The organism is Flavobacterium sp., assembly GCF_043760115.1.
Taxonomy (GTDB): Bacteria; Bacteroidota; Bacteroidia; order Flavobacteriales; family Flavobacteriaceae; genus Flavobacterium.
The window spans coordinates 67,515-74,396 of the sequence record NZ_JAYUPK010000169.1 but is presented as its reverse complement, the minus strand read 5'-3'; the positions used below and the strand labels follow the sequence as shown (position 1 = coordinate 74,396).

At 30.2% G+C, this 6,882-nt stretch carries 6 protein-coding genes; 1 reads left to right on the top strand and 5 read right to left on the bottom strand.

The window, feature by feature from the left end; genetic code table 11:
• From feoB to ACH2BC_RS14525, 4 genes are all read right to left on the bottom strand, one after another.
• Window positions 1–1,367, bottom strand: a 1,367-nt coding sequence (gene feoB / locus ACH2BC_RS14540; protein WP_395054901.1) for a ferrous iron transport protein B, incomplete at its 3' end; no start/stop codon positions are given.
• An 8-nt stretch (window positions 1,368–1,375) separates the two neighbouring features.
• Window positions 1,376–1,606 (bottom strand): ferrous iron transport protein A, encoded by a 231-nt coding sequence (locus ACH2BC_RS14535; protein WP_395054900.1) that lies wholly within the window; start codon window positions 1,604–1,606, stop codon window positions 1,376–1,378.
• Between the two features lie 374 nt (window positions 1,607–1,980).
• Window positions 1,981–2,508, bottom strand: coding sequence for a hypothetical protein (locus ACH2BC_RS14530; protein ID WP_395054898.1), 528 nt, complete (start codon window positions 2,506–2,508; stop codon window positions 1,981–1,983).
• 201 nt (window positions 2,509–2,709) lie between these two features.
• Window positions 2,710–3,405: an SCO family protein gene (locus tag ACH2BC_RS14525; protein WP_395054896.1), complete on the bottom strand. Its 696-nt coding sequence runs from the start codon at window positions 3,403–3,405 to the stop codon at window positions 2,710–2,712.
• Between the two features lie 144 nt (window positions 3,406–3,549).
• On the opposite strand from ACH2BC_RS14525, the gene ACH2BC_RS14520 reads away from it, so the two are divergent.
• Window positions 3,550–5,604 carry a M13 family metallopeptidase gene (locus ACH2BC_RS14520; protein ID WP_395054894.1) on the top strand — a complete coding sequence of 685 codons (2,055 nt, stop codon included), beginning with the start codon at window positions 3,550–3,552 and terminating at the stop codon, window positions 5,602–5,604.
• A gap of 321 nt (window positions 5,605–5,925) precedes the next feature.
• Here the strand turns inward: ACH2BC_RS14520 and ACH2BC_RS14515 are convergent, their stop codons facing one another.
• Window positions 5,926–6,780, bottom strand: a complete 855-nt coding sequence (locus tag ACH2BC_RS14515) for an SDR family NAD(P)-dependent oxidoreductase (RefSeq protein ID WP_395054892.1) — start codon at window positions 6,778–6,780, stop codon at window positions 5,926–5,928.
• Between the last annotated feature and the right edge of the window lie 102 nt (window positions 6,781–6,882).

Below are 6,882 nucleotides of genomic sequence, written 5' to 3'. Positions count from 1 at the left end.
AAAACCATCAAAGTGAATCCTTGTAAAGAAAAGAATCCGAGGACTTTTTTATCTGGAATTATTAATGAAATTAAAATGGCATAAACTGGTAATCTTGCAGAGCAAGTTGTAAATGGCGTCACCAGTATTGTTATCAATCGTTCTTTCCAGTTTTCAATATTTCTGGCACTCATAATTGCTGGAATAGCACAAGCAGTTCCAGAAATTAATGGCACAACACTTTTACCTGAAAGTCCGTAACGTCTCATAATTTTATCCATCAAAAAAACTACGCGACTCATATAACCACTTTCTTCTAGAACAGAAATAAACAGAAATAAAAAGGCAATTTGAGGTACAAAAATCACAATTCCGCCAATGCCAGGAATTATTCCTTCGGCAATTAAATTAGTAAATTCACCTGCTGGCAAATGTTTTTTTGCAAACGATGCTAAATTGGTAAAGGTTTCATCAATAAAATCCATTGGAACACTAGACCAATTGAAAATAGATTGAAAAATAAGCAACAAAATTCCAAAGAAAATTACATATCCAAAAAATTTATGTGTTAAAACTCGGTCCAATCTTGCTCTAATATCGGTAGCTTTTGAGGTGTCAATTGTTTGACCAATTTTTAATGTATCATTAATAAACTGGTAGCGTTTTATGGTTTCTTTTTGCTGCAAACGCTTTAAATCGTTTTTAGATTTTGTAAAACCACTTTTAATTTCGTTACGTTCAAGATTTAAGAAATTCACATCTTGCGTAATTACCAACCACAATTTATAAAGTAACTGATTTGGAAAAGCACGGCGCAAATTATTAAAATAATCAACATCAATACTCGACGCATTTAGGCAAGGTTCGGTAGAAAGTGTTTCGTAATTTAAAATTAAATTTTTGATGGTTTCAATACCAATATTTTTTCTAGAACTTACTAGTGCAATTTTGGTTTTCAGTTCTTTTTCTAGCAACGGAATGTCTAGATCAATTCCTTTTACACGCATTCTGTCACTCATATTTATGACTAAAATGGTTGGAATTTCTAAATCTTTTATTTGTGTAAAAAGCAGTAAATTTCGTTTTAAATTTTCAACTTCTGTAACCACAACAGCTACATCTGGAAAATTTTCATCTTTTTTATTCAGTAACAATTCAATAACTAAATTTTCATCAATTGAACTTGCGTTTAAGCTGTAAGTTCCAGGTAAATCGAGTATTGTAGCACGTTTATCTTTAGACAACTGACAAATTCCCATCTTTTTTTCAACGGTAATTCCGGGATAATTTCCAACTTGTTGTCGCAAACCTGTGAGCTGATTAAAAACCGAAGTTTTTCCAGTATTTGGGTTTCCAATTAACGATACTTTTATATTTTTTTGAGACATTAAATTGTTTATTTTTCCAATGTAATTTCAATTTCTTTTGCAGTTTCTAACCGAATGGCAACATGCGAATCATTAAAAATAAAATACAACGGATCGCCAAACGGCGCTACTTGAACCAACTCAACCACATTTCCTGGCAAGCAACCCATTTCTAGTAATTTTAACGGAATTTCGTCAATATTCACATCGGTAATGATTCCTTTTTGACCTTTTTTTAACTGCGCAAGAGAAAGTTTCAAGTGTTTATTTAGATTGAATTAAAATACAAAAGTACGGATTTGTATTTTAAAATTAGAGGTTTTAGTTAAACATTATGAAGTTTTTTAATACGAATTTGCACGAATTAAACTTTTTAAACTTTTTAAAATTTCACTTAAATGTTATTGATAATTTGATTTAGTGTAATTACTTTTCAAAGTAAAAATAATTAATGAAATGTGTCTGTTTTTTTAGAAGATTAGTGTGAAAATTATTAAAAGTGTTCTGCAGCTCGCAGAAATTGCGGATTAAGGAAGCATAAACTTTCGGTTAAACACTGACTTCGCAAGTACAAAACCAACTTTAAATTAACCCAAAACCCGTCATTTCTGCAAACTACTATTTTACCCAGTGCTTATTTTTTCTTCTTTAATTTAATCTTAATTGTTGTTTCATTAAGTTCGTTTTCATCGAGTCGAATTGAGTTGCTTGTACACATATGAGCAATTTTATTTTCATCGAAAGTTAGTGAGATGTTTTCATAACGACCTTTGTTGTCTTTAATAAATATTTTGTCTGTTCCGTTTTTATTAAATTCCGGGTAATTGTTGTAATATACCAATAACATATAGCTATTTACTCCGAACGGAATATTGTATGCTCCGTGTTTTGGATAATTATTTCCGTTGTTTTGTCCAAATTTTAAAGTCTCTGTTCGTTGATATATTGACGTTTCTTTATAATTGTCTAAATTCCATTTGCTTGTATATGGCCTTCCGATAGAGTCTGTCAATATAATGTCTAAGTCATTTATAATTTTGTTTGTCAAACTGTCTCGAACATCAAGAATAATAACAGAACAATGGTCCCAACTGCAATGTTGAGCTTTTGCAGTCGTGAAAAGTCCAAAAAATAAAATAAATATGTAAAATGTCTTTTTCATTGTCGTGTTCTTTTAGCAGTGGCTATAACGAATGGCTTGGTTTTTATTTATCAACCTTGTTCTTGATTTCCGTTTCAAAATCTTTGCCAAAGTTTAAAACTTTGGCAAAGATTATTTACACTTTAAACGAAGTTCATTGAACTCAAATGAAAATCAATTTAATGTGAAGTAATCACGGCTACTATTTAATTGTCTTTTCCTTTAATTATCATTTTCACACAACCACAAAATATCTTCAAGTAATTGTTTCACATTTTTAACACCTTTTTCTGTTGGTTCATCAAGATTTGTTCCGTCATAAAAACCTCTAACTCTTCGTTTAGAATCAACCAAAACAAAATTTTCTGTATGAACCATATCATACATTTCCTCAGGTTTTCCGGTTTTTACTGCCAAATATGATTTTCTGGCAATGTAATAAATATCTTTTTTATCGCCTGTAACCAAGTTCCATTTTGTGTCAATTACACCTTTTGCGTTAGCATAATTTTTTAAAACCTCTACAGTATCAATATCTGGTGTAACCGAATGTGAGAGTAATAAAACCTTATCATTATTTTTTAATTGTTCTTGCAACCAAGTCATATTATTGGTCATTTTTGGACAAATAGTCTTGCAAGAAGTAAAGAAAAAATCGGCTACATAAATCTTACCTTCGTAGTCTTTTTGAGTAATAGTTTTTCCGTTTTGATTGATAAATTTAAAATCGGCAATGGTATGATTAATTGCAACATATTGTATTGTAGAATCTACTAATTCAACATTTACATCACTTGGATTGTAAATTTTTAATACTTTTTGAGGTTTTAGAACAAAATAAAAAGCGGTAAGAGTAACAATAGAAAAAATCACAAAAAAACCTATAAAAATTCTATACCTTTTAATAACAGAAATCATTTTAATTTATTTTTTTGCAAAGCTACAAAACAACTTTATTACTATTTTAATTATCAAATAGTAAAACAATTCTATTAAGTCATTTTTAACATTAGTTAACATAAAAATTAAATAGATTTGTGGCTACTAACAAAAAACTATAAAATGAAACTTCAATCAACTTTAAAGTTTGGTTTATTAGTGGCGACTTTATTTTCGTTTTCACAAATAAATGCACAACAAAAAAATCCTGGAATCAACCTAGATTTTATGGATAAATCTGTAAAACCAAGTGATGATTTCTTTAATTTCGTAAACGGAACTTGGTTAAAAAATACTCCAATTCCTGCCGATAAAACTCGTTGGGGTTCATTTGACGAACTGCGTCAAAATACTGATAAAGATGCACTTGCAATTTTAAAAGAAGCCAGCAATAATCCAATTTACAAATCAAATACCGATCAAGGAAAAGCAATAAATATGTACAAAGCTGCAATGGATACTGTAGCCAGAAACAAACAAGGAATTGCACCTTTAAAACCTTATTTAGCCAAAATTAACGCTGTAAAAAACATTCAAGATTTACAAAAATTAATGATGGAAACCGAAGCAACTGGCGGAAATGTTGGTTTTTTTGGAGTAGGAATTGGTGCCGATGAAAAAAACAGTAATAAAAATTCAGTAAGCATTGGTCCAGGAAGTTTGGGTTTACCAGACAGAGATTATTATGTTTCTGATGATAAAGATTCTAAAGAAAAACGTGAAAAATATGTTTTACACGTTGCAAGAATGTTACAGTTTTTAGGTGAAAAACCAACAGTTGCGAAAAGTAATGCTGAGAAAATATTGGCGTTAGAAATTGCAATGTCAACTCCAAGACTAGATAGAGTTGAACGTAGAGATAGTAAAAAACAATACAATCCAACAGCAATTGCCGATTTACAAAAAATGCTTCCTATTATTAATTGGAATAATTATGTAAAAGGAGTCGGAATGACAAAATTGGATACAATTATTGTAACGCAACCAAGATACATGACAGCTTTACAAGGTATTTTTAAAGAAAATAAAGTTGAAGATTGGAAAGCATATATGCGTTGGATGTTGCTTAGAAATGCATCTGGACAATTATCTACTGATATTGAATCGGCAAATTTTGAATTTTATGGTAAAGCACTAACTGGTGCAATAAAACAAAGACCACGTCACGAAAAAGCATTGCAAGTTGTAAATGGAACAATTGGTGAAGCTTTAGGAAAATTATACGTAGAAAAAATGTTTCCTGCCGAAGCTAAAACTAAAGCAGAGAAAATGATTAAAAACGTTATGCGTGCTTACGAATTAAGAATAAATAATTTAACTTGGATGTCTCCAGAAACCAAACTAAAGGCGATTGAAAAATTAAATAAATTGACAATTAAAATTGGTTATCCAGACAAATGGGAAGATTATTCGGCATTGGCAATAAAAAGTCCAAGTGAAGGCGGAAGTTATTTTGAAAACTTGAGAAATGTTTCAGCTTGGAGTTGGAAAAAAGATTTAGAAAAATTTGACAAACCTGTAGATAAAACAACTTGGGGAATGTCGCCACAAACAGTAAATGCTTACTATAATCCATCCTATAATGAAATTGTATTTCCAGCAGCAATCTTACAACCTCCATTTTACGATTACAAAGCTGATGAAGCTGTAAATTATGGCGGAATTGGAGCTGTAATTGGTCACGAAATCTCTCACGGATTTGACGATCAAGGTGCAAGTTATAATGCAGAAGGAAATCTTATTGATTGGTGGACAGCAGACGATTTAACTAAATTTACTGCACTCGGAACAGCATTAGCAGATCAATACTCAGCTTTAGAACCATTACCTGGAACTAAAGTAGATGGAAAATTTACACTTGGAGAAAATATTGGAGATTTAGGTGGAATTAATGCTGCTTATGATGGTTTGCAATTGTATTTAAAAGAAAACGGAAATCCTGGATTAATTGATGGTTACTCACCAGAACAACGTTTGTTTATTTCTTGGGCGACTATTTGGAGAGGAAAAATTAGAGATGAAGCTTTAAAAAATCAAGTAAAAACTGATCCACATTCGCCTGCAATGTATCGTGCTTATGTGCCACTTTTAAATCTTGATACATTTGTTCAAGCATTCTCAATTAAAGAAGGTGATGGAATGTATGTTGCTCCAGAAAAGCGTGTTAGAATTTGGTAAAATTTAATATTTTTTATAAACCATTAAGATAGTAAGGAGATTAAGTTGTAAAATTCTTAATGAAACTTAATGCCTTAATGGTTTATTTTTTATCTGTACTAGAAAAATCAATTTTATTTTTTTTAAACCATTAAGATATTTAAGGAAATTAAGTTGTGTAACCTTAATGAAACTTAATGCCTTAATGGTTTATTTTTTGTCTGTACGAGAAAATCATTTTTACTTTTTTAAAACATTAAGATGTTTAAGGAAATTAAGTTGTGTAACTCTTATGAAACTTAATGCCTTAATGGTTTTAAATTTAAGTTTTTTGATGAAAAACTAAATATGATAAAGATATTTATATCCCAAAACGTTTTCAATTTTACTACTCAAAATAATTTTTCCAATAGAGGTTTTTGAAGTATCAAATTCTGGTAAAGCTAAATTTTGTTCATTGGCTTTTTGAGAATAATATTCTTTTCTTGAAGGATGAAATGGATAAACTGCATTATAAATTTGATTCCAGATTAAATTATCTTTTTCTGTTTTTTTAAGAATCTCTTCAAAAATTCCAATACAATCTTTCATGTGAATTAAATTTATTGGTGCATCGGGATTTTCAACGTTTTTTCTTCCAGATAAAAATTTTATTGGATTTCTATCTTCGCCAATTAATCCGCCAAAGCGAAGTATAATTGTTTCAAAACTTTGATTTTCTAATAGACTATTTTCTACTTCTACTAATTGTTTTCCACTTTCTGTTTCTGGATTTGTAATTGTTGTTTCTGTCTTGCCGAGCGCAGTCGAGGCATCGTCTGAATAAACAGATATTGAACTTACAAAAATCACTTTTTTAACAGATGATTTTTTTATAAATGGAAGTAGTGTTTGAATTTTTTCTACAAAATTTTCTTTATAGTCGCTTCTTAACTTTGGAGGAATGTTAATAATTAAAATTTCAGAATTTTCTAAAAAAGCATCTATTTCAGAATTTTCTATGTTAGAAAAATCTCTCGACTGCGCTCGAGAAGACAAAGGTAGCGTAATTTGAAAAGCGTTAATTCCTGCATCTTGTAAAACAGAAATTTTATCTAATGATGTTGTTGAACCATTTACCAAAAATCCTTTTTCTAGTAAAGATTTTGCTAAAGGCAAACCCAACCAACCGCAACCTAAAATGCTTATTTTTTTCATTTATGCTGAATTTATTTCAGCATCTCATCAAGCTGAACTTGTTACATTTATGCTGAATTTATTTCAGCATCTCATCAAGCTGAACTTGTTTCAGCATCTCTA

Bases quoted from the DNA above. Each gene is read 5' to 3' on its own strand.
- ACH2BC_RS14530 (WP_395054898.1), bottom strand. From the start codon at position 2,508: ATGAAAAAGACATTTTACATATTTATTTTATTTTTTGGACTTTTCACG.
- ACH2BC_RS14525 (WP_395054896.1), bottom strand. From the start codon at position 3,405: ATGATTTCTGTTATTAAAAGGTATAGAATTTTTATAGGTTTTTTTGTG.
- ACH2BC_RS14520 (WP_395054894.1), top strand. From the start codon at position 3,550: ATGAAACTTCAATCAACTTTAAAGTTTGGTTTATTAGTGGCGACTTTA.
- ACH2BC_RS14515 (WP_395054892.1), bottom strand. From the start codon at position 6,780: ATGAAAAAAATAAGCATTTTAGGTTGCGGTTGGTTGGGTTTGCCTTTA.